Origin of the sequence: Klebsiella sp. K47, from assembly GCF_051858335.1 — a bacterium.
Classification (GTDB): Bacteria; Pseudomonadota; Gammaproteobacteria; order Enterobacterales; family Enterobacteriaceae; genus Klebsiella; species Klebsiella pneumoniae.
Map to the genome: position 1 here is coordinate 1 of NZ_JBPYUI010000197.1, position 242 is coordinate 242.

Sequence of the window (242 nt, forward strand, 5' to 3'; positions counted from 1 at the left end):
TAGCATCGGCCGTGGCGGTGCCGATCGGCTTGCCGTTGTCATAGAAGGTAATAACGGTGCCAGCTTCACTGATGCCGCTGAACGTCGGGCGTGCATCGTCCGTGCGTTGTCCGTTGCTCAGCGGGCCCGCTTCGGTGCCCACGTTATCATTGACGGTGACAATCTCGGGGGCAGCCGGCTCGGTTGAATCCGGTGCCGTGACCTGAACGCCCGGGCTGGTATTGCCGGACGGATCGGTGGCG

The 242-nt window shown here is 63.6% G+C and carries 1 protein-coding gene; it reads right to left on the reverse strand.

Translation table 11 applies throughout. The features are described 5' to 3' along the window. On the reverse strand, nt 1-242 hold a 242-nt coding region (locus RRF55_RS27685), incomplete at both ends, for a hypothetical protein (RefSeq protein ID WP_439419253.1).